At 72.3% G+C, this 24,593-nt stretch carries 21 protein-coding genes and 1 pseudogene; 15 read left to right on the forward strand and 7 right to left on the reverse strand.

The window, feature by feature from the left end:
• Window positions 1-76: 76 nt before the first annotated feature.
• The 3 genes from rsgA to AB0P17_RS18495 all read right to left on the reverse strand — a co-directional run bounded on the left by rsgA (window position 77) and on the right by AB0P17_RS18495 (window position 3,322).
• Window positions 77-1,087: a ribosome small subunit-dependent GTPase A gene (gene rsgA / locus AB0P17_RS18485; protein WP_365812241.1), complete on the reverse strand. Its 1,011-nt coding sequence runs from the start codon at window positions 1,085-1,087 to the stop codon at window positions 77-79.
• A gap of 4 nt (window positions 1,088-1,091) precedes the next feature.
• Window positions 1,092-2,441, reverse strand: coding sequence for a 3-phosphoshikimate 1-carboxyvinyltransferase (aroA, locus tag AB0P17_RS18490; RefSeq protein ID WP_365812173.1), 1,350 nt, complete (start codon window positions 2,439-2,441; stop codon window positions 1,092-1,094).
• A gap of 167 nt (window positions 2,442-2,608) precedes the next feature.
• Window positions 2,609-3,322 carry a M50 family metallopeptidase gene (locus tag AB0P17_RS18495; RefSeq protein ID WP_365812244.1) on the reverse strand — a complete coding sequence of 238 codons (714 nt, stop codon included), beginning with the start codon at window positions 3,320-3,322 and terminating at the stop codon, window positions 2,609-2,611.
• 149 nt (window positions 3,323-3,471) lie between these two features.
• Between AB0P17_RS18495 and AB0P17_RS18500 the strand changes: the two genes are divergently transcribed.
• The 8 genes and pseudogenes from AB0P17_RS18500 (at window position 3,472) to def (ending at window position 11,674) form a co-directional block, all read left to right on the forward strand.
• The gene (locus AB0P17_RS18500; RefSeq protein ID WP_365812175.1) at window positions 3,472-4,287 is read left to right on the forward strand and encodes an SOS response-associated peptidase; all 816 of its coding nucleotides are present in this window, start codon (window positions 3,472-3,474) and stop codon (window positions 4,285-4,287) included.
• Window positions 4,288-4,426: 139 nt separating this feature from the next.
• A complete protein-coding gene (locus AB0P17_RS18505; RefSeq protein WP_365812246.1) occupies window positions 4,427-5,134 on the forward strand; it encodes an alpha/beta family hydrolase in 708 nt (235 codons plus the stop codon).
• 249 nt (window positions 5,135-5,383) lie between these two features.
• Window positions 5,384-6,043: a sigma-70 family RNA polymerase sigma factor gene (locus AB0P17_RS18510; RefSeq protein ID WP_365812177.1), complete on the forward strand. Its 660-nt coding sequence runs from the start codon at window positions 5,384-5,386 to the stop codon at window positions 6,041-6,043.
• A complete protein-coding gene (gene rsrA / locus AB0P17_RS18515) occupies window positions 6,040-6,396 on the forward strand; it encodes a mycothiol system anti-sigma-R factor (protein WP_365812179.1) in 357 nt (118 codons plus the stop codon). The genes AB0P17_RS18510 and rsrA overlap by 4 nt, the downstream gene beginning before the upstream one ends.
• Window positions 6,397-6,646: 250 nt before the next feature.
• Window positions 6,647-7,957 (forward strand): annotated as a pseudogene (locus AB0P17_RS18520) (HD-GYP domain-containing protein); the annotation flags it as partial.
• A 380-nt stretch (window positions 7,958-8,337) separates the two neighbouring features.
• Window positions 8,338-9,636 carry an HD domain-containing protein gene (locus AB0P17_RS18525; RefSeq protein WP_365812181.1) on the forward strand — a complete coding sequence of 433 codons (1,299 nt, stop codon included), beginning with the start codon at window positions 8,338-8,340 and terminating at the stop codon, window positions 9,634-9,636.
• A gap of 107 nt (window positions 9,637-9,743) precedes the next feature.
• A complete protein-coding gene (locus AB0P17_RS18530) occupies window positions 9,744-10,748 on the forward strand; it encodes a hypothetical protein (RefSeq protein ID WP_365812182.1) in 1,005 nt (334 codons plus the stop codon).
• Between the two features lie 269 nt (window positions 10,749-11,017).
• Entirely contained in the window at window positions 11,018-11,674 is a 657-nt protein-coding gene (gene def, locus AB0P17_RS18535; protein WP_365812184.1) for a peptide deformylase, read from the forward strand.
• On the opposite strand, the gene AB0P17_RS18540 is transcribed toward def, so the two are convergent.
• Window positions 11,650-13,866, reverse strand: coding sequence for a transglycosylase domain-containing protein (locus AB0P17_RS18540; protein WP_365812186.1), 2,217 nt, complete (start codon window positions 13,864-13,866; stop codon window positions 11,650-11,652). The genes def and AB0P17_RS18540 overlap by 25 nt on opposite strands.
• A gap of 260 nt (window positions 13,867-14,126) precedes the next feature.
• Window positions 14,127-15,092: a helix-turn-helix domain-containing protein gene (locus AB0P17_RS18545; protein ID WP_365812188.1), complete on the reverse strand. Its 966-nt coding sequence runs from the start codon at window positions 15,090-15,092 to the stop codon at window positions 14,127-14,129.
• 572 nt (window positions 15,093-15,664) lie between these two features.
• Here AB0P17_RS18545 and prcB point away from each other — a divergent pair.
• The 3 genes from prcB (at window position 15,665) to AB0P17_RS18560 (ending at window position 18,501) form a co-directional block, all read left to right on the forward strand.
• Entirely contained in the window at window positions 15,665-16,519 is an 855-nt protein-coding gene (prcB, locus tag AB0P17_RS18550) for a proteasome subunit beta (RefSeq protein ID WP_365812190.1), read from the forward strand.
• Between the two features lie 90 nt (window positions 16,520-16,609).
• The gene (locus tag AB0P17_RS18555; protein ID WP_365812192.1) at window positions 16,610-17,515 is read left to right on the forward strand and encodes a phosphotransferase; all 906 of its coding nucleotides are present in this window, start codon (window positions 16,610-16,612) and stop codon (window positions 17,513-17,515) included.
• A complete protein-coding gene (locus tag AB0P17_RS18560; protein WP_365812194.1) occupies window positions 17,512-18,501 on the forward strand; it encodes a GNAT family N-acetyltransferase in 990 nt (329 codons plus the stop codon). The genes AB0P17_RS18555 and AB0P17_RS18560 overlap by 4 nt, the downstream gene beginning before the upstream one ends.
• A 114-nt stretch (window positions 18,502-18,615) precedes the next feature.
• Here the strand turns inward: AB0P17_RS18560 and AB0P17_RS18565 are convergent, their stop codons facing one another.
• Both AB0P17_RS18565 and AB0P17_RS18570 read right to left on the reverse strand, forming a co-directional pair.
• Window positions 18,616-19,746, reverse strand: a complete 1,131-nt coding sequence (locus tag AB0P17_RS18565; protein ID WP_365812196.1) for a hypothetical protein — start codon at window positions 19,744-19,746, stop codon at window positions 18,616-18,618.
• 121 nt (window positions 19,747-19,867) lie between these two features.
• Window positions 19,868-20,383, reverse strand: a complete 516-nt coding sequence (locus AB0P17_RS18570; protein ID WP_365812248.1) for a TetR/AcrR family transcriptional regulator — start codon at window positions 20,381-20,383, stop codon at window positions 19,868-19,870.
• A gap of 410 nt (window positions 20,384-20,793) precedes the next feature.
• Between AB0P17_RS18570 and AB0P17_RS18575 the strand changes: the two genes are divergently transcribed.
• From AB0P17_RS18575 to AB0P17_RS18590, 4 genes are all read left to right on the forward strand, one after another.
• Window positions 20,794-21,813, forward strand: coding sequence for an aldo/keto reductase (locus tag AB0P17_RS18575; protein ID WP_365812198.1), 1,020 nt, complete (start codon window positions 20,794-20,796; stop codon window positions 21,811-21,813).
• A gap of 78 nt (window positions 21,814-21,891) precedes the next feature.
• Window positions 21,892-22,770 (forward strand): LLM class flavin-dependent oxidoreductase, encoded by an 879-nt coding sequence (locus AB0P17_RS18580; RefSeq protein ID WP_365812200.1) that lies wholly within the window; start codon window positions 21,892-21,894, stop codon window positions 22,768-22,770.
• Window positions 22,771-22,859: 89 nt separating this feature from the next.
• A complete protein-coding gene (locus tag AB0P17_RS18585) occupies window positions 22,860-23,459 on the forward strand; it encodes a DinB family protein (protein ID WP_365812202.1) in 600 nt (199 codons plus the stop codon).
• Window positions 23,460-23,586: 127 nt separating this feature from the next.
• Window positions 23,587-24,336 carry an SDR family oxidoreductase gene (locus AB0P17_RS18590; protein WP_365812204.1) on the forward strand — a complete coding sequence of 250 codons (750 nt, stop codon included), beginning with the start codon at window positions 23,587-23,589 and terminating at the stop codon, window positions 24,334-24,336.
• The last annotated feature ends 257 nt before the right edge of the window (window positions 24,337-24,593 follow it).

Consider the following 24,593-nt stretch of genomic DNA (forward strand, 5'->3'; position numbering starts at 1 on the left):
GGCCCGGCCCGCACGGTCCCGGGCCGGCCAACACGGTCCCGGGCCGGCGACCCGGCCACGGCGCGGCGCGGCGCGGTCAGTCGCCCTCGTGCCGCTCGCGCGTGGCGAGCAGCCGCCGGAGCGAGTACAGCCGGGCCGGATCGGCGTGCCCCTCGGCCACCCACGCGTCGAGCGCGCACTCCGCCTCGTCGTGGCTGCACGCGCGCGGACACCCCTCCGTACCCGGCACCAGGTCGGGGAAGGCCAGGATGACGCGCGAGGGATCGACATGGTGCAGGCCGAAGGAGCGGATGCCGGGGGTGTCGATCACCCAGCCCTCCGCCTTGGCCAGCGGCAGCGCCAGCGCCGAGGTGGTGGTGTGCCGGCCGCGCCCCGTCACGGCGTTGACGTCACCGGTGATCCGCTGCCTGTCGTCCGGCACGAGGGCGTTGACCAGGGTCGTCTTGCCGACGCCCGAGTGGCCGACGAAGGCCGTGACCCGGCCGTCGAGGTATTCCCGTACGAGATCGGCCGCGTGACCGCTCATCAGCTCGTCGCGGCGCGTCACGACATGACGGATGCCCAGCGCCCGGTACGTCTCCAGCAGTTCGTCCGGCGGCGCGAGGTCGGACTTGGTCAGGACCAGGAGCGGTTCGAGCCCGCCGTCGAAGGCCGCGACGAGACAGCGGTCGATCAGCCGGGGGCGCGGCTCCGGGTCGGCGAGCGCCGTGACCACGGCGAGCTGGTCGGCGTTGGCGACGACCACGCGCTCGTACGGGTCGTCGTCGTCCGCCGTGCGCCGCAGCACGGAGCGGCGCTTCTCGATCCGTACGATCCGGGCGAGCGTGTCCTTCTTGCCGGACAGGTCCCCGACGAGAAAGACCTGGTCCCCCACCACGGCGGCCTTGCGGCCCAGTTCGCGCGCCTTCATCGCCACGACCACCCGGTCCTCGACGAGACAGGTCAGCCGCCCCCGGTCGACGGTCAGGACCATGCCCTCCGACGCGTCCTCGTGCTTGGGCCGGATGTTCGTACGCGGCCGGTTCCCCTTGGGGTTGGGGCGGGAGCGGATGTCGTCCTCGTCGGGGTTCTTGCCGTAGCGCCGCATGCCCTCAGGCACCCGCTCCCGCGAGCATCTCTGTCCACATCCGCGGGAAGTCGGGCAGGGTCTTGGCGGTCGTGCCGACGTTCTCGATCTCCACACCGGCCACGACGAGGCCGATGATCGAGCCCGCCGTCGCCATGCGGTGGTCGTCGTACGTGTGGAACACGCCGCCGTGCAGCGGGCGCGGGCGGATGTGCAGACCGTCCGCGGTCTCGGTGACGTCACCGCCCAGTTCGTTGATCTCCTTGGTGAGCGCGGCCAGCCGGTCCGTCTCGTGGAGCCGCAGATGGGCGACGCCGCGCAGGGTGGACGGCGAGTCGGCGAGCGCGGCGACCGCCGCGATGCCGGGTGTCAGCTCGCCGACCTCGCTCAGGTCGAGGTCGACGCCGTGGATCCGGCCCGTACCGGTGAAGGTGAGGCTGGTGCCCCCGGCCGTCTCGGTGAACTCGCAGGAGCCACCCATCGCGGTGAAGATCTCGCGCAGCGCGTCGCCCGGCTGGGTGGTCCGTACCGGCCAGTCGGGGACGGTCACCCGGCCGCCGGTGACCAGTGCGGCGGCCAGGAACGGCTGGGCGTTGGACAGATCGGGCTCGACCGTCAGGTCGCGGCCGAGGAGCGCGCTGGGGGAGACCCGCCAGACGTTCGGCTCGCCGCCCGTCTCGGGCTCGTCCACCTGCGCGCCGACCCCGCGCAGCATGTCGACGGTCATCCGGATGTGCGGCAGGGACGGCAGCCGGGAGCCCGTGTGGCGCACCTCCACGCCCTGGTTGAAGCGCGGCCCCGAGAGCAGCAGCGCCGAGACGAACTGGGAGGAGGCGGAGGCGTCGATCTCGACCGTGCCGCCGTCCAGCGCGCCGCCGCCGTGCACGGTCAGCGGGAGCGAGCCGCGGTCGTCGTCGTCGATCCGGGCGCCGAGGGCGCGCAGCGCGTCGATGACGCTGTGCAGCGGACGCTCGTACGAACGAGGGTCGCCGTCGAAGCGGACAGGCCCGTCGGCGAGGGTCGCCACGGGCGGCAGGAAGCGCATTACCGTACCGGCGTTGCCGACGTCGACCGAGGCAGGGCCGCTCAGCCCGGCGGGGATCACGCGCCACGCCTCGCCGCTGGGGCCGCCGCCGGAGCTGGACGAGACGGTCTCCTCGATGCCGACGCCCATCGCGCGCAGCGCCTCGGCCATGAGCAGCGTGTCGCGGGAGCGCAGCGGACGGCGCAGCCAGCCGGGCTCGGCGGCCAGCGCGGCGAGGACGAGGCCACGATTGGTGACCGACTTCGATCCGGGCACGGTGACCGTCGCGTCGACGGCCCCGCTCGCGTAGGGGGCGGGCCAGAGGGCGGACTGCACGGAGCTTTCGGTCATGACCCACACTTTAGTGGCTCTTGACGGTGCCGGATCCTGATCAAATGCGCAGCAACCCGGACGTAATGTGAAGGTGATAGGCGGTTCGGCGCCTCAGAGCTTCGGGTGCCCCGGAGCTTCGGCGCCTCGGAACGGGGCGGTGCCTCCGGACGGCCGGGCGCGGAGTGTCACAGGCCCAGCAGCCAGCGTCCGCCGCCGATCAGGGAACAGAGCGAGACGGCGTGGAAGAAGAGCAGCCACAGCATCGGCGGCGTGTGGGTGAGCCGGCCGAGTTGGTCCGCGTCCGAGTCCCCGGCGCCGCCGTACCGCCGCTTCGACTGGAGCTCGAACGCCGGGCGCACGCCGCCGAGCAGCAGGAACCAGACGGCGGTGTACGCGAAGGCCGCCTGGACGTCGGGGCTGGTCAGCCAGGAGATGAGGAGGAAGGCGGCACCGGTGACGATCACGGAGAGCGCCCCGTACGCATTGCGGATCATCACCAGTATCGCGAGCAGCAGCGCGGTCGTCAGCCAGAGCAGGAGGGTGATGTGGTCCGCGGCGAGCAGCCAGGCGCCGCCGAGCCCCAGCAGGGGCGGCGCGGTGTAGCCGGCGGCGGCGGTGAGGATCATGCCGAGGCCGGTGGGCTTTCCCCGGCTGACGGTGAGGCCCGAGGTGTCGGAGTGCAGCCGTATCCCGTCGAGTCTGCGCCCGGTCAGCAGGGCTATCAGCCCGTGCCCGCCCTCGTGCGCGATGGTGATGGCGTTACGGGAGAGCCGCCACAGCACGCGCGGGACGACGACGGCGAGCGCGACGGCCGCCGTGGCGATCACCAGCCACTCGTCCGGTGCCGACTGGGTGCCGAAGACGCGATCCCAGAGATCGCCGAGCGAGGTCGGGTCGATGCTTGCCATTTCTCGGGCGGCTCCTCAACTGGGGGTACGTCGTGGCAGTCTGGCACTCATACGCGGTACGGGGGAAAGACGCTCAGCCGCCGCCGACCGTTCCGGCGGCCGGGAAACGCACAGGCAGTTCATAAGGTGGTTGATGGGGAATGTGCGGCAGGTACGCGGCGAGCCGCCGGCCCGAGGACCTTCAGGGGATCTTCGGCATCGAGAAGTGGGAGCCGGAGGAGACGCTCGCCCCGGACTGGAACGTGGCGCCCACCAAAGAGGTCTACGCGATCCTTGAGCGCTCCCTGAAGGACGCGGCCACGCCCCGTCCGGTGCGCCAGCTGCGGCGGCTCAGGTGGGGGCTCGTCCCGTCCTGGTCGAAGACGCCCGAGGGCGCCGCCCGGATGATCAACGCGCGGGCCGAGACCGTCCACGAGAAGCCGTCCTTCCGCCGGCCCTTCGTCTCGCGGCGGTGCATCCTGCCGGCCGACGGCTACTACGAGTGGGTCACCGGCTCCGACGAGCGGCAGCTGGAGGAGCAGGGCAGGAAGAAGCGGACGCGGAAGCAGCCGTACTTCGTCACCCCCGCCGACGGCTCGGTGATGGCGCTGGCCGGGGTGTACGAGTTCTGGCGCGACCCGACCCTGCCGCCCGACCATCCGCTGGCCTGGTGGGCGACCTGCTCGGTGATCACCACGGAGGCGGAGCGGACCCCGCTCGCGGTGGCGCCCGCGGAGGGGCCGGCTGCGCTGGCGGACATCCACCCCCGGATGCCGCTGATGCTCACCCCGGACCGCTGGGACGCCTGGCTGGACCCGGCCCGTACGGACCCGGACGGCCTGCGGGGGCTGCTGGAGCCGCCGCCGGCCGGGCTGATGCGGGCGTACCCGGTCGCGACGGCGGTCAGCAATGTCCGTAACAACGGGCCCGAGCTGCTGGAGGAACTGTCCGCGCCGGAGGAGAGCACGCTGTTCTGAGGAGCGTGCCCCGGTCCAGCGACTCGTCCAGGGGCAGGAGGATGGCTCTGTGACTCAGGATGACCGTGTGACCCGTGACACGCCCCGGGACCGGGCCGGGATCCGGACGGCGGCCCCGGCCCCGGCCGCGGAGTCGGCCGTGGCACAGACCGTGGAGACCCCCGCCGGGGACGCCAGGATCACCTGGCACCCCGCCCCGCGCCCGCGCCTCGTCCTCGCCCTCGGCCATGGCGCGGGCGGCGGGATCGAGGCGCGTGACCTGCGGGCCCTCGCCGTGGCGCTGCCGCCGCTCGGGGTGACCGTCGCCCTGGTGGAGCAGCCCTGGCGGGTGGCGGGGAAGAAGGTGGCGCCCGCGCCCGCGACCCTCGACACCGGCTGGCGGGCGGTGTGGCCCGCGCTGGAGCGGCCGGGGCTCGGCCTCGTCGCGGGCGGACGCAGTGCCGGGGCGCGCGTGGCCTGCCGTACGGCGCGCGAGCTGGGCGCCCGCGCCGTACTGGCGCTGAGCTTCCCGCTGCATCCGCCCGGCCGCCCCGAGAAGTCCCGGGCGGCGGAGCTGCTGGGCTCCGGGGTGCCCACCCTGGTCGTACAGGGAGGCAACGATCCCTTCGGGAAGCCCGCGGAGTTCCCCGAGGGCGCGGTGGTGTGGGCGCCCGGGGAGACGGCGGAGGGGGCGGCGCGGCCGCCGGAACCCTCCGGAGGCGGTTACGGGCTGCTTGAGGTGCCGTACGGGGATCACTCTTTCGCCGTACCCAAGAAGGCACCTCTCGGACCGGACGGCACCCTGGAAGTGATCACCGGGGGCGTCGCCCGGTGGCTGGCGGCCCTGGGCGGTTCCCGGCGGGAATGATGCGCGAGGGGTCGCTGTTGTGACGAACGTCGGTACACAGCGCATCGAGAGGGAGTCCGTCGTATGGGTTCGACCATCTGCCCGCGCCGCAAGGACGCCACTGACCTGGAGTGGACGGTGCTTTCCGCGGCCCGGAACGCCCCGGGGCGGGTCGGCGCCGGAGCGGACCGACAGGCCCCGTCCCGGCAAGGTCGACTATTCTCCGATTCGAGTGGGTCCGCTTTTGGATCCGCCGGGGCATTGGAGGAGGTGGGTCCGGTCACTGGGACCGACGGAGCGACCGACGACGGCCACATCGAAGAGACCACAGCCGAGCGCAACGCCCGCTTCGAGCGGGACGCCCTGGGCTACCTCGACCAGATGTACTCGGCCGCGCTGCGCATGACGCGCAATCCGGCCGACGCCGAGGACCTGGTGCAGGAGACCTATGCCAAGGCGTACGCGTCCTTCCACCAGTTCCGTGAGGGCACCAACCTCAAGGCGTGGATGTACCGCATCCTCACGAACACCTTCATCAACTCGTACCGCAAGAAGCAGCGCGAACCCCAGCGCAGTGCCGCCGAGGAGATCGAGGACTGGCAGCTCGCGCGCGCCGAGTCGCACATGTCGACCGGGCTGCGCTCCGCCGAGTCGCAGGCGCTGGACCACCTCCCGGACTCCGATGTGAAGTCGGCGCTCCAGGCGATTCCGGAGGAGTTCCGGATCGCCGTCTATCTCGCCGATGTAGAGGGCTTTGCGTACAAGGAGATCGCGGACATCATGGGGACACCCATCGGTACGGTGATGTCACGACTCCACCGTGGCCGCCGCCAGTTGCGCGGCATGCTGGAGGATTACGCCCGTGACCGCGGGCTCGTCCCGGCAGGTGCCGGGGAGTCGTCGGACGATCGGAAAGGTTCGGGCTCATGAGCTGCGGAGAGCCGCATGAGACGGATTGCGCCGAGGTTCTCGACCACCTCTACGAGTTCCTCGACCGGGAGATGCCCGACAGCGACTGCACCAAGTTCGAGGTCCACTTCGAGGAGTGCTCCCCGTGCCTGGAGAAGTACGGCCTGGAGCAGGCCGTGAAGAAGCTGGTGAAACGGTGCTGCGGCCACGACGACGTACCGGCCGACCTGCGCGCCAAGGTACTGGGGCGGATCGACCTGATCCGCTCGGGTGAGACGGTGCCCGACCACGACGTGGCGGCGACGACGGCCGTGACCACGGCGGCCGGCGGCGAGCTGCCGGGGACCGGCGTGCCCGGAGTCGCCAAGGAGTGACGCGTCCCCTTCGGGACTGTCCCCTCCGGGATTCTCCCCTTCGGGACCGTCTCCTTCGGGACCGTCTCCTTCGGGATGTCGGCGGACCATGACGGGGGCGTATCGCGCGTTGCGCGGTGCGCCCCCGTCATGGTCCATAGCACCTTATTCACCCGAAGGTGCTAATCGGCGCCAATTACCCGATGATCGCCCCCCAACTCGCTAGCCTGACCCTCTGTTTGGGCGGCGTCGAGGGAGGGGGCTGGGACGCGTGAGGGCCATACCGGGTGCGGCGCACGCGTACATTCTGGTGACCGCGCTCTGCGCCGCCGCCTGTGTCCAGCCCGCCCTGCGCGACGCCGACTCCACCCCCTGGCTCGCCGCCGGGCTGCTCGCCGCGCTCTACGCCCTCTGTGAGCTGCCCGCCCGCTGCCGCGTCCTCGGGCGCTCGCTGAACGGCTCCGTACCCGTCGCGGCCGGGTCGTTCTTCCCCGTGCTGCTCGCCGCCGCCCTGCTGCTGCCGCCCGCCGCCGCGGCGCTGGTCGCCGTGCCGGGCGCGCTGCTCGGCCGGATCGAGCAGCGGCCGCGGAGCGCGCGGCGGATCTGGCGCGCGGCCCAGCTCGCCCTCGCCACTTGGGCGGCGGCCCGGGCGCAGATGGTCTTCGGCGGTCCCGTCGCCCTCGGCGGCGGGGGGTACGGGCTGACCGTGCCCGACTTCCCGTACGTCCTGCTCCCCGCGGCCGCCGCGGCCCTCGCCTTCTGCCTGGTGGTCACCGCGCTGGACGGCTCCATCCTCGTCGTCGCCGAGCGGATGGACCCGCGCACCGCCTGGCGCGGACTGCTGGCGAGCTCCCTCGCCCCGCACGCCGCCCACGGGCTGGCCGGACTGATGATGGCCGTCCTGTGGCGCAGCCCGTACGGGCCGCTGTCGGCGCTGCTGGTCCTGCTGCCGATGTACATCTCCTGCTGGGTCTTCACCCAGTACCACCGCGAGCGCGCCGCCCACCAGGCCACGATCAGGGCGCTCGTCCAGGCCGTCGACATCAAGGACACGTACACCCGGGGGCACAGCGAGCGCGTGGGACACGCCTCCGTGCTGATCGCCCGGGAGATGGGCATGGAGCGGGAGCGGATCGAAGTCCTCCGCTTCGCCGGGATCCTGCACGACGTCGGCAAGCTCGGCGTGCCGACCCGGGTGCTCCGCAAGGACGGCCCCCTGACGCCCGAGGAGCGCCGCGTCATCGAACTGCACCCCGAGTACGGGCACGAGATCGTCCGGGGCATCGCCTTCCTCGGCGAGGCGCGCGGCGCGATCCTCCACCACCACGAGCGGCTGGACGGCAGCGGTTACCCGTACGGGCTCGCCGGGGACCGGATTCCCGAGTTCGCCCGGGTGGTGGCGGTGGCGGACGCCTTCGACGCGATGACCTCGACCCGTTCCTACCGGCGTGGGCGGCCGGTCGCGACGGCGGTGGCGGAGCTGGAGCGGTGCGCGGGGACGCAGTTCGACCCGGCGATGGTGCGGGCGCTGGTGCGGGCGCTGGACCGGCACGGCTGGCGGACGGCGGTCACGGCGGACGAGGAGACCGCCCCGTCCGCCCCTGGTTCCCCACCCGCCCCGGGTCCGCGCGGAAACGTCCCTTCGTCCCACACCACCGAACCGGGCGCGGCGGCCGGCGCGTACCGCACGGCCGGCCCGCGCACGACCGACACCGGGGCGACCGGCACCCGTACGACCACCGAGCCTCGTACGACCACCGAGCCTCGTACGACCACCGAGCCTCGTACGACCACCGAGCCTCGTACGACGACCGACACCCGTACGACGACCGACACCCGTACGACCACCGGCACCCGTACGACCACCGGCACCCGTACGACCACCGACCCCCGGGCGACCGCCGAGCCTCGTACGACCAGCGACACCCGGGGGCCCGGCGGCGTGCCCCGTGGCGGTCGACGATGACCGCCGCCACCACCGTCCAGGCGCCGGAGGGGCACGCCCGCACCCGCGCCCTCCCCCTCACCGTCGTCGCCCTGTACGGCGCGGCCGGGCTGCTCACCGCCGCCGGCCTCGGCTCGACCCTCTGGCACGGTCTCGCGGAACCCCGGGTCGCCCTCGCCTTCGGCGTCCTCGTCGCCGTCGGCGAACTGGCCCGCTGGGGCGCGCTCCCCGGCGAACGGGAGCCCGCGCCGCTCGCCGCCGCCGGGGCGCTCGGCTACGCCCTGCTCGGCGAGAACGCAGGGCAGGAGACCACCCACGGCGTCCTGCAGACCGTCGCCGTCGCCCTCGCCGCCACCCTCGCCGGGGCCGCCCCCCATGTCGCGCGCGGTCACGGCCCCACCCCCGACCACCTGGTCCGGCGGGTGCTCACCGTCGGCTTCGCCGCCGTCTGCTTCCAGCCGCTCTACAACTCCGGCGAACTGCGCGAACACGTGGGCGCCGGGCCTGGCCACGCGCTCCTGCTCCTCGTCCTGCTGGTCCTCACCGCGCTCTGCGACGCCGTACTGGCCGCCCTGATGCTGCGCGCCCGCACCCGCCACCCCTTCGGCCCGCTGCTCCGCGACGAACTGCGGGCCCTGCTGCACATCGGCTCCGCCGTCTGCGCCACCGGCGCCGTGATCGCCCTCGGCGTCGCCGTCGCCGGGCTCTGGGCGCTGCCCGTGTTCTGCGTACCGCTGCTGCTCACACAGCTCTCCTTCCGCCGGTACGCGGCCGTACGCGCCACCTACGCCCAGACCATCGCCTCGCTCGCCCGCGCCACCGAGATCGCCGGCTACACCCGGCAGGGGCACGCCCGCAGGGTCGCCGACCTCAGCCGGGCCGTCGGCCGCGAGCTGGGGCTCTCCGGGCCCGAACTGACCGTCCTGGAGTACGCCGCCCTCATGCACGACATCGGCCAGCTCTCCCTCGTCGACCCGGTGCCCGAGGGCGCCACGGCGCCGCTCCCGGTCGCCGAGCAGCGCCGTATCGCCCTGCTCGGCGGCGCCGTGGTCCGGCAGACCGGAGTGCCCGCCGCCGTCGCGATGGTGGTGGAGCGCCAGGCGGATCCGTACCGCGAACAGCCCCTCCCCGCCCGGATCATCCGCGCCGTGAATGCGTACGACGACCTCGCCGGGGAAAGTGCCAGTGCGGGCGGACCGCTCGGCGCGCTGGAGCGGCTGCGGCTCGGCACGGGGCACGACTACCAGCCCGAGGTGGTCGAATCCCTCGCGCGCGTCCTCTCCCGGGGCGGCCCGGCCGCTGGTGGGGCGGGGTAACCCATGGGTAATGAGCGAGCGTCCGACCGGGCATGGTTGGATGCGAAGAAGAGGGTGGAAGAAGAGGGTGTCAGGGGGCACTGCCCGACGACCGGCAGGCGGGAATCGTGAAGATCTTCGGGAAGGTACGGCATCGGCCCTCCGCCTCGTGGCGGCAGGCCACCGACCGCGCGTTCACGCTGATCGGTGACGGCCGGTACGAGGACGCGGGCGCGCTGCTGACGCGCGCCGCCGATCTGGAACCGTGGCTCTCCGAGTCCTGGTTCAATCTGGCGCTGCTGCACAAGTTCCGGCACGACTGGGAGCAGGCGCGCGCCGCCGGACTGCGCGCCGTGGCCCTGCTCGACAAGGAGACCGGCGCCCCGGACTGGTGGAACGTCGGGATCGCCGCGACCGCGCTCCAGGACTGGCCGCTGGCCCGTCGCGCCTGGCAGGCGTACGGGCTGCGGGTGCCGGGCGATCCGCACAGCGTCCAGGCGAACGGCGAGCCCGAGGGCATGGTGCTGGGCAGCGCGGCCGTCCGGCTCTCCCCGGAGGGCGAGGCCGAGGTGGTCTGGGGCCGCCGGATCGACCCGGCGCGTATCGAGGTGCTGTCGATCCCGCTGCCCTCGTCGGGCCGCCGCTGGGGCGAGGTCGTCCTCCACGACGGCGTGCCGAACGGTGAGCGCACGACCTCCGCGAGCCCGGACGGGGCCGTCCGCGCCTACCCGGTCTTCGACGAGATCGAGCTGTGGGCCCCCTCGCCCGTGCCCACCTGGGTGGTGCTGCTCGAAGCGGCCACGGAGGGGGACAGGGACGCCCTGGAACGGCTGGCCGCGGACGCCGGTTTCGCCGCCGAGGACTGGTCCTCCTCCGTACGGCTGCTCTGCCGCTCCTGCTCGGAGTCGACGATGCCGAGCGCCGAGGGCGACGGCGAGCACCTCGATCCGCACGACCACAGCGAGCCGGGCCACCCGGGGCCGCTGGGGCACCGTACGGCCGGCGAGCTGTGGGCACCGGAGCGCGAGTGCGGGATCGCGGCGCCGCCCGGGCTGGTGCGCGGCCTGCTGGACGGATGGGTGGCCGACAGCCCGGACAGCCGGGAGTGGCGCGACCTCGAAGAGGTGTGCTGAACGCAGGGCGGATACGGCAGCGGAGCGTGCCGGAGGGCCCGGCCGGCGCCGGAGGGCCCGGTCCGCTGCCCCCTCGGTCACCCGCCGAACCGCCCGCCGGGCCCCACGGGACCGTCCGCCGGGGCACCGGCGGGCCGTCCGCCCGGTCACCCGCCGGGTCCACGACCTGGTGAGCCTTGCGCGGGCTGCCCTTAGGCTGTACGGGCACACCGGCACACGGCCCGGGAACGTGCAAGCAGCATCGGTACCGAGGAAGGCGTACTGCGGACATGGCGCAGCAGGAGACGGACCAGGGATACGAGAGCGGCACCTCGGTGGCGGAACCGGGGGACGGGTTCGTCGTGGACACGGAGGACGCGGCGGCGCGTGAGCTGGCGCACCGCGAGCGCGGCACGTCCCGCCCGATCACCGTCGTCGGGAACCCGGTGCTCCACAAGGAGTGCCGGGACGTCACGGAGTTCGACGACGGGCTGGCCCGGCTGATCGACGACATGTTCGCCAGCCAGCACACGGCCGAGGGCGTGGGCCTGGCGGCCAACCAGATCGGCGTGGACCTGAAGGTCTTCGTCTACGACTGCCCGGACGACGACGGCGTACGGCACGTCGGCGCCGTCTGCAACCCGGTGCTGGAGGAACTGCCCCCGTCGGAGCGTCATCTCGACGACTCCAACGAGGGCTGCCTCTCCGTGCCGACCGCGTACGCCGCGCTGGCGCGCCCCGACTACGCGGTGGTCCGCGGCCAGGACGCGCAGGGCAAGCCGATCAGGGTCGCGGGCACCGGCTACTTCGCGCGCTGCCTCCAGCACGAGACGGACCATCTGTACGGCTACCTCTACATCGACCGGCTGTCGAAGCGCGACCGCAAGGACGCGCTGCGACAGATGGCGGAGAACACGCCGCGCTACGAGGTCGTCCCCAACCCCTGAGCGGTGCCGGACTCCTGAGCGGTGCCTGGTCCCTGAGCGGTGCCGGACTCCTGGGCGGTGCCCGGTCCCTGGGCGGTGCCCGGTCCCTGGGCCTGCTCGGCGGAGTCCGGGGTGTCCGGGGTGTCCGGGGCGTCCTGGACGCCGCCGGACGTCGCCCCGTCCCGCGGCGGGAGGAGGCCGTCGGAGCGCTCCAGCGCCCTGGGGTCCACCGTCCGCAGGTACGTGTCCCAGATCCGTACGGGGAAGACGTTGCCGCGCTCGGTGTCCGGGCCGCCGACGCCCTGCATGCCGAGGAGTTGGGGGGCGTCCGGCTTCGTACGGAACATCGCGATCGCCGTCGAGAGCTTCTCCGTGGAGCCGATGAACCACGCCGAGCGCATGTAGTCGCCCGCGTTGGTGCCGCCCGCCCAGACGGGCGCGCCGGCCGGCCGGGCCGCCGGTCCCCCCTGGTCCTCGCCGGCCGCCCGGTCATCCGGGTCCCGCCGGTCCTCCCGCTCCACCAGCTCCTTCTTCGCCAGTGCGGCGAGGGCGTTCTGCCCCGTGTCCAGGAGTGAGGCGGAGACCTCGGCGGCCACCTCGGTCCTCATCGCGCGGCGCGGCTCCGGCCTGGCGAATCCGTCGACGGGGACGCCGTCGCGCTCGACCGAGGCCACCGAGTACGGCTCGGTCCGGCTGCCCTGGTTGACGAAGGTCGTGTAGGCACTGGCCAGCCGGACGGCGCTGGGGGTCGAGGTGCCGATGGAGAACGTCGGCTCCAGCTTCGCCATGGACTCCTCGCGCAGCCCGGCCGAGATGGCCATCCGCCGGACGTTCCGCAGCCCGACCTTCTCGCCCGCGCTCACGAACGGGGCGTGCCCCGTGCCCAGCATCGCCCTGGCCAGCGGCGACCCCATGAAGGCCGGGACCGCCACCGGGGCGTCCGTCGCGCGCGGGCCCGGTGCGCCGGTGTCCTCCGCGCGCGGCGCCGCGCCGGAGCCGTACTCCAGTGAGGCGGCGTACACGAACGGCTTGAACGCGGACCCGGCGGGCACGCCCGAGGTGTCCGCGTTGTTGCTGAAGTGGGTGATCGCGTCGGCACCGCCGTACACCGCGACGACCGCGCCGTCCTCGGGCCGTACGGACGCGGCGCCGATCTCCACATGGCGGTCGGCCGGGCGCTTCTCCGGGTCGAGGCCGTCCTTCCGTACCTTCTCGACCGCCTTGGCCAGCGCGTCCACCGTGTCCTTCTCGAAGGTGGTGTGGACGCGGTAGCCGCCGCCCGCGAGATCCTTGTCGGTGATGCCGCCGCGGCTCTTGAGGTACTTGTTGGCGATGTCGACCAGATAGCCGGTCTGCCCGGCCTGACTGGTCGGCTTGACGGGCTTTCTCGGCTCGGGGAAATCCTGGTACCTGGCGCGTTCGGCGGCGCTCAGCACACCCGTCTCGACCTGACGGTCCAGCACCCAGCTCCAACGGTCCACGGCCCGGCGGTGGTTGGCGGGGCCGAGGGAGGGGTCGTAGAGCTCCGCGCCCTTGAGGAGGGTGGCGAGCAGCGCGGCCTGGCCGGCGTCCAGGTCCTTGGCGGGGACGCCGTAGTAGGCGTACGCGGCGGCCTGGACGCCGTACGAGTCGCGGCCGAACCAGGAGGTGTTGAGGTAGCCCTCCAGGATCTCCGCTTTGGTCTTCCGGTTGCCGATCTTCAGCGCGAGGACGAGTTCCTTGACCTTGCGGCTGACCGTCTGGTCCTGGGTGAGGTACGTGTTCTTCACGTACTGCTGGGTGATGGTCGAGCCGCCCTGGGTCTCCTCGCCCTCGATGATGCTGAGGGCGGCGCGGCCGATGCCGGTGAAGGAGACGCCCGAGTCGGAGTAGAAGTCGGCGTTCTCCGCGGCGATGACGGCGCTCTGCACGGAGGCGGGGACCTGGGCGAGCGTGATGTCCTGCCGGTTGACGTCGCCCACGCTCACCATGCGGCTGCCGTCGGCCCAGTAGTAGACGCTGGCCTGGCGGCGGGCGGAGTCGTGTGCGCCGGGTATCTCGACCTGGGCGTAGACGACGGCGAGCAGGCCGCCCAGGGACACGGACGAGAACAGGGCGACGCCGGAGACGAGCTTCCAGGACGGTGTCCAGCGCCGCAGGCCGCGCCGGCCGCGGCGGGGGTAGTCGATGAGCCGTCTGCGGGCGGGAGCGCCGGGCTTTCCGGCTTCTCCCATATGTGAACGTTCTGTGCGGGTCGGGGACTGTGTGGTGCGGCGCGACCGGAGCGCGTGGGGCAGTCTCATCGGTGCGGACCTCCTCCTCGGTCAAGAGCCCCACCGTGGGGAGGTGGTGGCTCGGACTCTGGAATGGAGAGTTCCGGTGGGTGGTGGAGGTTGTTGCCCTCCACGGAATCTTCACAACTGGCAGGTTTGATTATCCGGAAGGTCGGACCTAAGGATCCTGTCACCCAGGGTGTTCAGGCCATGGGCGACCTTCAGGCCACGTGGGAGGGTCCCCGGAAGGTGCGGCGGTACGCGTGCGGTGTCGTCCCGAGCGTGCGGAGGAAGTGATGGCGCAGCCCGGCCGCGTTCCCGAACCCGGAGCGCCCGGCGACGCTGTCCACCGTCTCGTCCGTCCCCTCCAGCAACTCCTGTGCCAGCAGCACGCGCTGGCGCAGCAGCCAGCGGTACGGCGTCGTCCCCGTCTCCTGCTGGAAGCGGCGGGCGAACGTACGCGGTGACATGTGCGCCCGTGCGGCGAGCTGTTCGACGGTCATCTCCCGGTCGAGGTGGCGCTCCATCCAGCCGAGGACCTCGCCCACCGTGTCGCACGGCGAGGCGGGCAGCGGGCGCTCGATGAACTGCGCCTGCCCGCCGTCCCGGTGCGGCGGTACGACCATGCGGCGGGCGATCGCGTTGGCGACCTCCGGCCCGTACTCCTTCCGTACGAGATGGAGGCAGGCGTCGATGCCGGCCGCCGTGCCGGCCGAGGTGATGACCGGGTCCTCGTCCACGTACAGCACATCCGGCTCGACGACCGCCCGGGGGAAGGCGCGGGCCAGCTCCTCGGCGTGCCGCCAGTGCCCGGCGCAGCGCCGCCCGTCCAGCAGCCCGGCGGCCCCGAGCACGAAGACCCCGGAGCAGACGCTGAGCACCCGCGCGCCGCGCCCGACGGCGCGGCGCAGGGCGTCCAGCAGCTCGGGCGGGTAGTCGCGGTTGGCGTACTCCTGCCCGGCGGGCACCGCGATCAGATCGGCCTCCTCCAGCCGGTCGAGGCCGTGCAGGTCGCCGATGGTGAACCCGGCATGGGTCCGCAGGACGGGCCCCTCCGCCGACACGACGGCGAAATCATGGACGGGCAGGCCCTGATCGCTGCGGTCGAGGCCGAAGACCTCGCAGAGGACCCCGAGTTCGAAGGGGTGCACGCCGTCGAGGAGGACGGCGGCCACATTGGTCAGCATGATTCCAGTGTGCCAGGGCGTTGGCAGTAATTCGATGGTTGATGACAGTCCTGCCACTGCCGTCGGGGGTGCGGGACGGCGACAGTAGGGGCATGGACATCTTCGTGACGGTTATCGCCCTTATCGCCCTCTTCGCTCTGGTGCTCGCGCCGCCGCTGTACTGGCACCTCAAGGACCGGGCCGTCGACCGCCGGCTGCGCCGCGCGGAGCACCCGGAGAGTGCGGCGAGTGCGGTGCGCTCGGAGGGATCGGAGAGCTCGGAGCGTACGGAGGAATCGGAAAGCTCGGAGCGCGAGCGGCGCCAGGAGCCACGGGCGGCGGGGCGCCACCCCCGGCCCGCTCCCGCGCCGGCTCCCGTTCACTGGGCGGCGAGGGCCGGATTGACGGCGAGTCCGTTGAGAACGGAGGGAGTTGGTGTCGCCGCCGGTTCCATGCCCCCCGTCGTTCGTACGGGCGTTTCCCCGTCCCGCGCCCATGGTAGGAAGTGAGACGGGGACTACGGTCGACGGGGTCGACGGGGTCGACGGGGTCGACGGGGTCGACGGGGTCGAAGGGCTCGAAGGGGGAGACGCATGGCGAGCACGGGGACCGGCTCCATGCCGGGGGACGAGTTCTTTCTTCCGGGAAATTCCTCCTTCACCGATTTCCTGACGGCCCACCGCCCGGAACTGCTGGGCACCCGCCGCTTCCTGCCCCCGGGCGCGCGGCCTGCCGGGGATCAATTCCCGCACGGCACGACGGTGTTGGCGCTCACCTACCGGGACGGCGTGCTGATCGCCGGTGACCGGAGGGCCACGATGGGGAATGTCATCGCGCAGCGCGATCTGGAGAAGGTGCACGCCACCGACGACTTCACCGCCGTGGCCTTCGCGGGCACGGTCGGGCTCGCGGTGGACATGGTCAAGCTCTACCAGGTCGAGCTGACGCACTTCGAGAAGATGGAGGGCATCCCCATGACCCTCAACGCGAAGGCGAACCGGCTGGCCGGGATGGTCCGGGAGAACCTCGACCAGGCGATGCAGGGCCTCGCCGTGGTGCCGCTGCTCGCCGGGTACGACGAGACGGCCCCGGAAGGCGCGCGGGGACGCATCTTCAGCTTCGACGTCACCGGCGGCCCGTGGGAGAAGCGGGACTTCCATGTGGAGGGGTCCGGATCCCCGTTCGCCCGGGGCGCGTTGAAGAAGCTGTACCGCGCGGGGATGGACCGCCGCGACGCCGCCCTGACCGCGCTCCAGGCGCTGTACGACGCGGCGGACGACGACTCGGCCACCGGCGGGCCCGACATCGGCCGCGCGATCTACCCCATCGTCTCGGTGATCACGGAGGACGGCTTCGAGCGGCTGCCCGAGCCCGAGACGGCCGCTCTGAGCCACGCGATGATCGCCGGGCGCCGGCACCGCCCGGACGGCCCCCCCGCCGCGCTCTGAGCCGACCGCCCTCCGGCGCACCATTCCGATCGCCGCGCTCCGACCCGACCGGCCCCCGGCGCGCGATTCCGACTGCCACACTCTGACCCCATGAACCGTTTCGACATCGACGATGATCTGGTGCGCACCCTGGTGCGTGAGCAGCACGCGGATCTCGCCGGGCTGGATCTGCGACCGGTCGACGGCGGCTGGGACAACCAGATGTGGCGCCTCGGCGACGAGTTGGCCGTACGGATGCCGCGCACCGAGCAGGCCCCCTCACTGTTGCGCAACGAACACCGCTGGATGCCCGAACTCGGCCCTCGCCTGCCCCTTCCGGTCCCCGTCCCGGTGCGCGTCGGCGAACCCTCCGCGCGCTTCCCGCGCCCGTGGACCATCACGACCTGGGTGCCCGGCGAACCGGCCGACCGGACCCCGGTCACCCGGGGCGGGCCCGCGGCCGACTCCCTGGCGGAGTTCCTCCGGCTGCTCCACCGGGAGGCGCCCGCCGAGGCGCCGGTCAAACCGCACCGCGGAGTGCCCCTCGCAGCGCTGACCTCGCACTTCAAGAGTTCGGCCGACGCCGTCGGCGGCCTGGACGGTGAGCTCGGGGCCGTCTGGGACGAGGCGGTCGCGGCTCCGGAGTGGCAGGGACCCCCGGTGTGGCTCCACAGCGATCTGCACCCGGCGAACGTCGTCGTCGCGGACGGCACTCTCGCGGGTGTCGTCGACTTCGGCGACCTCTGCGCCGGTGATCCGGCGACGGACCTGGCCGCCGCGTGGCTGCTGCTGCCCGCCGGCGCGGACCTCCGCTTCCTGCACGGGTACGCGGGCGCCGACGAGGCGATGATCCGGCGCGCGCGGGGCTGGGCGGTGCTGCGCGGCATGAACATCCTCGCCATCGGCCGGGCCGGTGACCGGGGCCTGCCGGGTGGCAAGGTGACCTGGGGCCCGGCGGGCCGGGCGACGCTCGACCGGGTGCGGGCGTCGTGGCGGAAGGCGGGCCTGCCCCGGTGAGGAACCTGGAGATCGTTCCGTTCGAGGGCGGTTTCGCGGAGCGGGCCGCACTCCTGCTGGCCGAGTCCCATGCCGACGGCGGGGCCGGCCGCCCGGCCGGTGTGCTGGATCTCGCGGACCCGGACGTCGCCCGCCGTCTGGTGGCGGAGTGGCAGGGATCGGGGCCGGGGGTGGCCGCCGTACGGGACGGCAGGCTGACCGGGTTCATGGCGGCGACCGTGTCCCGCCTGCCCGGAGAGCAGTGGGCGCGGATCCGCCTCCCCCAGTACGCGTGCGGGCGGCACGAGCGGCGCGCGACCTGGCGGAGCCTGTACGGGGCGCTCTCCGGCCGGCTGGCCGGCATCGGCGCGTACGACCACGCCGTGGAGGTCCCGGCGTACGACCGGGAGACGGTCTCCTGCTTCTTCGAGCTGGGCTTCGGGATCGACCAGGTCAGGGGCTTTTGCCCGGTCACCGGCCAGGAAGCGCCGGCGGGGCCCCCACGGGGGACCCGGCTGCGCGCGGCCCGGGCCGACGATCTCGCCCCGATGTTCGAGCTGGCCGTGGAGTTGCAGCGCTTCCACACCGCGGCGCCGGTCCTGCGTCCCGCCCTCTCCGACCTGCGGCCGATCCGGGAGGCGCTGTCGGCGGCGCTGACGGACGCCGCCCAGCTCCTTCTCGTCGCCGAGGAGGACGGCCGCCTGACCGGCCTGGTCCAGGCCGCCGCGGACGCCCGTCACTCCGGCGCGGCGACGATCGGCCTCGCGGTGGTGGCCGCGTCGTCCCGGTCCACCGGGGTGGGCACGGCGCTGGTCGCCGCCGTGGGGGAGTGGGCGGCGGGCCGGGGCTTCGACGCGTACGGTGCCGAGTGGTCGTCGGCCAACCCGGTCAGCGACGCGTTCTGGCGCGGCCGGGGCATGGTCCCGGCGCGGTTCAAGCTCAGGCGGCTCATCGACTCCCGCGTGGCGTGGGCCGAAGAGCGCCTGGACTACGGGCACTTCGGGTAGCGGCCGACGGGCACTTCGGGTAGCGGCCGGGCGACGAGGCCGCTACGGCTCCATGCCGACGCCTCGACCCCGTGCACCGCCCCTGCTCCATGCGCCGCCCCGGCGACGGGTTGGTCATTCACCCTTTTCAGGGCGGTTCTGGTGGAACAGATCGATGCCCTCCACGAGCCCCTTCTGCAGTACCTCCGCGTTCTCCTCCTTCATGAGCCACTGCAGCGCCTCATGGCTGTTCGGGGTCGGCTGGACGAGCTGGTACTGGGAGAGATATCCCGCCAGGCGTTCGAGGAGCAGACTTGACTTGATCCCGATCTGCAAGCCCTGCGCCTGCTCGGCAAAGGCCGCGCGGATCGGCTTCTTCGCCCGGTGATAGCTGTCCAGGATGTGGAATTCGCGGGCGAGCTGATTGCGTTCCGGGGTCAGTCGCTCCGCGGACGTACTCGACAGGATCTGAGTCAGCGTCCCCTTGCCCCGGTCGTACGTGTCCCCCATGGCGAGCTTCAGCGCCGCCGCGGCCTCCCGGCCGAACGCCCGCAACTCGGTCGAGATCTTGCGCTGTCTCACGTTCTGCGGCTTTTCCTTGGAGCCGTAGCGCGCCTCGACCGAGTCCAGGGCGTGCTGCATCTCGTGGGTTATGGTCGCGGCGAACGTCCGCAGTTCCGCCGCGGAGGCATCGGCCCCCGGCGGTGCGACCTGCAGCGTGCCGCCGACCCCCTCCGGGGCCAGGGCGAACAGCGCGCGCGAACCGGCCGACGGCCCTGCCTGCTCGTTGATCGCGACCGTTTGGGGGGAAGCGTTCAGCGTCTCGAACAGATCGCGGTACGGGATGGAGAAGTCCTTCCCCGGCTGCTCCCCGCCCGATGCCTGGCTCAGCAGAGCGGTGAACGCGTCCGGTGCGAGATGCTGCCTGGACCACGGGGCTTGTGAGTAGTCGACAGCACGCTGCACGGTCAGGCCGGCCCGGCCTGAGGACGCCTGCGCCGTGGCACCGGGTCCGGGGCCGTGGCCGAGGCCGTGGCCGGAGCCGGGTCCGTGAGCAGATCCGCGCTGCTCGATCATCTTGACCACCGCGGCGTTTCCCGCACTGCGCTGCAACGCCGTGTACGTCGTGTGCGCCCCGTACGCCGTGGAATCGGCACCGGGCGACGGCGTGCTCGCCGCCGCCGTTTTCTTCGCCGGCGTTTTCGACTGTTGCGGTTTTTCGTGAGGTGCGTGCATGCGTCTCTCGATTCCTCCCGGCCGCGCCACGACCCACTGGTGAAGTTTTAGCCCGACAACAACTACCGGAATTCCAGCGGAGTTTCCCTGTCTCCGGTGGTCGGATTCGTGAGGTTGAGTGTAAAGGGCCGATGTCCGTGGCTGCCGGTGGTCAGTGCGGCCGGCGCAGTCCGGCGACGAGGAGCCCGACCAGCCGGCGCGCGTCGTAGCGGGCATCGCTCTCCGCGCCGATGCAGAGGTTCCCGACGCCGCGCATGAGTTCGTACGGCTCCAGGTCCGGCGGGATCTCTCCGGCGGCGGCCGCGGCCTCGACCAGTTGGCCGCACACGGGCAGCAGGCGGTCGAGGAAGTAGGCGTGCAGCGCCTCGAAGCCGGTGTCGTCGGAGCGCATCGCGGAGGCGAGTCCGTGCTTGGTGACCACGAAGTCGACAAAGAGATCGATCCACCGCGCCAGCGCGGCGTGCGGGGTCGCGCTGCTCGCCAGCAGGGCGGGACCGGCCTCGGCGCAGGCCTCGATCTGGTGCCGGTAGACGGCGATGACGAGATCCGAGCGCGTCGGGAAGTGGCGGTAGATCGTGCCCAGCCCGACGCCGGCCTTGGCCGCGATGTCGCGTACGGGCGCCTCCACGCCCGACGTGACGAAGACGGCGGCCGCCGCGTCGAGCAGTGTCTCCTTGTTGCGCCGGGCGTCCGTGCGCTTGGGCCGGGCCGTGGGCTGCCTGCCCGCAGGTTCCGTGCCCGTAGGTTCCGTACCCGTGGGTTCCGTACCCGTGGGCTGCCTGCCCGCAGGTTCCGTACCCCCGTTGTCGTCGTCGTTCACCGTGCCACTCCTTCCGCCGTCGGGCTCGGGCCCGGCGTGCTCATGTCTTCCGGTCTCCCCGCTTGCCAAACGGAACAAGGTTCCGTATATTTTCTGGAACGGGGTTCCGTTTGCTTATGGTGCCAGAGCGGGGCCCGGCGGCCCAACCGCGGCGCCCGACGGCTCGTCGCCACCCCGTACCGCATCCCGGACAGCCCTCACCCATCGCCACCACGCTTATCGCCACCACATGTCACCCGCAATGGAGGAACACAGCCATGCAGTACCGCACCTTGGGCCGTACCGGCGTGCAGGTCAGCTCGCTCGCGCTCGGCGCGATGAACTTCGGCGCGATCGGACGCACCACCCAGGACGAGGCCACGGCCATCGTCGACGCCGCCCTCGACGGCGGGATCAACCTCATCGACACCGCCGACATGTACGGCGCGGGGGAGTCGGAGGAGATGGTCGGCAAGGCCATCGCCGGGCGGCGCGACGACATCGTGCTGGCCACCAAGGCGACCATGCCGATGGGTGAGGAGCGCAACCACCGGGGCAGCTCGCGTCGCTGGCTCGTCACCGAGCTGGACAACAGCCTGCGCCGCCTCGGTGTCGACCACGTCGACCTCTACCAGATCCACCGGTGGGACCCGAGCACCAGTGACGAGGAGACGCTGTCGGCCCTGACCGACCTGCAACGTGCCGGAAAGATCCGGTACTTCGGCTCCTCGACCTTCCCGGCGTACCGCATCGTGCAGGCACAGTGGGCCGCCCGGGACGGCCACCTGAGCCGTTACGTCACCGAACAGCCCAGCTACTCGATCCTGCAGCGCGGGATCGAGGCCCATGTCCTGCCCGTGACCGAGGAGTACGGACTCGGTGTGCTGGCGTGGAGCCCGCTCGCCTCGGGCTGGCTGTCCGGCGCCGTCCGGGCGGGCCGGTCCCTCACCACCCACCGCTCGACGTTCATGCCGGAACGTTTCGACGCCACGCTCCCCGCCAACCGGGCCAGGTTCGACGCGGTCGAGAAACTGGCCGCAGTCGCCGACGGCGCCGGGCTCACGATGATCCAGCTCGCGCTCGGATTCGTGACCGCGCACCCCGCCGTGACCGCCGCGCTCATCGGCCCCCGTACAACGGACCACCTGCGCTCGCAGCTCGCCGCCGCCGACACCGTGCTCCCCGCCGACGTACTGGACGCGATCGACGCGATCGTCGCCCCCGGTGCCGACCTCGCCGCACACGAGAAGTTCGACACCCCTCCCGCGCTGCTCGACGCCTCCCTGCGGCGCCGCTGACCGGCCGGGGCCCCGCACTCTTCCGGAAGCGGCGCGCTCGTACCCGGCGCGCCCGGTGCTGAAAGGACCAGCAGTTCCATGCCACAACCGACCCGGCCCCGATTCGGGATCATGACCGCGCCTCAACAGGTCGACTACGCCGACATCCTGCGGGTCTGGCGCGAGGCGGACGCCATCCCGGAGATCGAGCACGCGTGGCTGTTCGATCACCTCATGCCGATCGCCGGCGCCCCGGGCGGAACGGCCCACGAAGGGTGGACACTGCTCTCCGCCCTCGCCGCAGGGACCGTGCGGTTGCGCCTCGGCGTGCTCGTGACCAGCAACCGCTTCCGGCCGCCCGCGATGCTGGCCAAGATCGCCGCGACCGTCGACATCGTCTCCGGCGGCCGGCTCGACTTCGGGATCGGCGCCGGTTCACGGCCCGGTCACCCGCTGGCCCGCCGCGAGTACGACGCCCACGGGCTGCCCTTCCACGACGCCGCGCACGCCGTGGGCAGCCTCGACGAGGCGTGCACGGTGATCCGGCGGCTGTGGACCGAGACCGAGCCGTTCGACTTCGATGGCACCTACGTCCGGCTCACCGGAGCGTTCTGCAACCCCAAGCCGGTCCAGCGGAGCCCCCATCCGCCCCTCCTCATCGGCGGACGCGCGTCCTCGACGCTGCGTGTGGTCGCCGCCCACGCCGACCTGTGGAACATCCCCGGCGGCGACATCGACGACGTCGTCGGCCGCAGCGCGCTGCTCGACCGCTACTGCGCCGAGATCGGCCGCGACCCCGCCTCGATCACCCGCTCCATCCACCTGCCCGTCTCGTACGACCGGCCCGGCGCCACCCGGGACGCGATCGGCGAGGCGACCGACGCCGGTTTCCGGCACATCGTCCTCGGACTGCCGACGCCCTACCCCGCCGGTGTCGCCCGCTGGGTCACCGACGAACTCATCACGCCGTCGAACTGACGGGCCCCGTCCGTCCGTCGGGCCCCGTCCGTACGGATCTCCTCCGGCGCCAGGCCGGACTGTCAGTGCCGCGTGCGAGACTGCCCGGCATGACTGAACCCGACCCCAAAGCGGACCTTCTCCGCTATCTGCAAGAAGTCCGCGACGCGCTGCTGTGGAAGCTCGAAGGGCTTTCGGAGTACGACATACGACGCCCCATGACCCCCACGGGGACCAACCTGCTGGGCCTGGTCAAGCACGTCGCCTCCGTGGAGATGGGGTACTTCGGCGAAACGTTCGGACGGCCGTTCTTCGAAGAGGAACCCCCGCCCTGGTGGTACACGGAGGACGCCGATCCGAACGCGGACATGTTTGCGAGCGCGGACGAGTCACGCGAGTACATCGTCGGGCTGTACCACCGGGCGTGGGAGCACTCGGACAAGACGATCGCGGAGCTGCCCCTCGACGCGATCGGCCACGTGCCGTGGTGGCCGGAGGAGCGGCGCGAGGTGACCCTGCACCGCATCCTGGTACATGTCATCTCCGACGCCCAACGCCACGCCGGCCACGCCGACATCGTGCGCGAGCTCATCGACGGGACCGCCGGACTGCTGAAGCAGAAGGACAACATGCCACCGGGCGATCAGGCCTGGTGGGAGACGTACCGCAGCGGCCTGGAGCGCGTGGCGCGAGAAGCCGGCCAGGGCTGAGCCCGCCCCGCCGCGACCCGGCGGGGGACGGGCCCGGCAGTGCGACGGAGGTGATCTCCGGTTACCAGGGACCGGGATGCGCAACCGACCCACCTGAGCAGGGCCGGTCGGCCAGTATGGGCAGATCATGGATACTCATATCAATCCCACTCAGCGGCTGGCCCTGGTGACCGGCGCCAACAAGGGCATAGGGTTCGCGGTCGCCGAAGGGCTCCTCGGTCTGGGGATGACGGTCTACCTCGGCGCCCGTGACACCTACCGTGGCACATCGGCCGTGTCCGCCCTGGCCGCGCGTGGATACGACGCGCGATTCGTCCAACTCGACGTCACCGACCAGGCATCGGTCGACGCGGCGGCGGAGACGATCGCCTACGAGGCAGGCGGACTCGACATCCTGGTCAACAACGCCGGTGTGCTCGCCACCCCCATCCACCGGCCGAGCGGCACCTCGGTCGAGGAGATGCGCGGAACGTACGAGATCAACGTGTTCGGTGTCGTGGCGGTGACCAACGCGATGCTGCCGCTGCTCCGCCGCTCCTCGGCCGCGCGCATAGTGAACCTCACGAGCAACCTCGGCTCCGTCTCCCTCGCCGCGTCCAACAAGGCGTTTCCGCAGTTGCTGGCCTACAACTCCTCGAAGGCCGCGCTGAACGCCCTCACCGTGACGTACGCGAACGAACTGCGCGCGGAGCCGATCCTCGTCAACGCGGTCTCCCCCGGATCCGTGGCGACCGACCAGAACGGACACGTGGGCGCCCTGACCGCCGCGCAAGGAGCCCTGCTCCCCATCCGCATGGCCACCCTGCCCCCCGGCGGCCCGTCAGGAACAGCCGTCACCGCAGACGAAGACCTGAGCCACCACCCGCTGCCCTGGTGACCTGGGTTCGGGACCCTTCCCCCGCCCGGAACCGCCAACATCAAACCCGGGAGGGGGCGGGCCCGGCGCCGAAGTCGGAAATTCCCCTCGCCGGGCCGGGCTCGCCGCCGGCCTTCTCGCCGCTCTTCCCGGTCTCCCGGATCGGGCTCGGTTCCAGCCATCGCGGTGCCCGGCCCGACCGGCTGCCCCGCGCGCCCGGGATCTTTCCGCCGCCCGACGGGGACTCGACCGGCGGGCGGGGGCTGTTGCTGGTCGCC

Source organism: Streptomyces sp. NPDC088124 (assembly GCF_040685895.1).
Taxonomy (GTDB): Bacteria; Actinomycetota; Actinomycetes; order Streptomycetales; family Streptomycetaceae; genus Streptomyces.